This window comes from Neokomagataea anthophila, assembly GCF_018122595.1.
GTDB lineage: Bacteria > Pseudomonadota > Alphaproteobacteria > Acetobacterales > Acetobacteraceae > Gluconobacter > Gluconobacter anthophilus.
In genome coordinates this window covers 1-228 of record NZ_JAGRQH010000179.1, presented here as the reverse complement: position 1 = coordinate 228, position 228 = coordinate 1, and the positions used below count along the sequence as shown (strand labels likewise).

The following is a 228-nucleotide window of genomic DNA, read 5'->3' as shown; positions in this document are numbered from 1 at the left end:
GGCATATTTTTCCCTTCGCCCGCAGGCAACTCCCCAATCACACGTACCAACCCCGTCTGGGGATCAGCCAACTGATCAATCGTGGTCAAACGCGCATCTATAAAACGCGCCACTGGCCGTCCAGCAGGACGAACCCGCAAACGACCACCAATAACCAACAGCTCCGCATAATCCGGCAGTACAACAGCCGTGACCCACGCAGATGATTTCTCCACCAAATCAAAGGCC

Annotated in this window: 1 pseudogene; it reads right to left on the bottom strand. The window is 55.3% G+C overall.

The window, feature by feature from the left end:
* Positions 1 to 228: pseudogene (locus KB213_RS12415) on the bottom strand (efflux RND transporter periplasmic adaptor subunit); the annotation flags it as partial.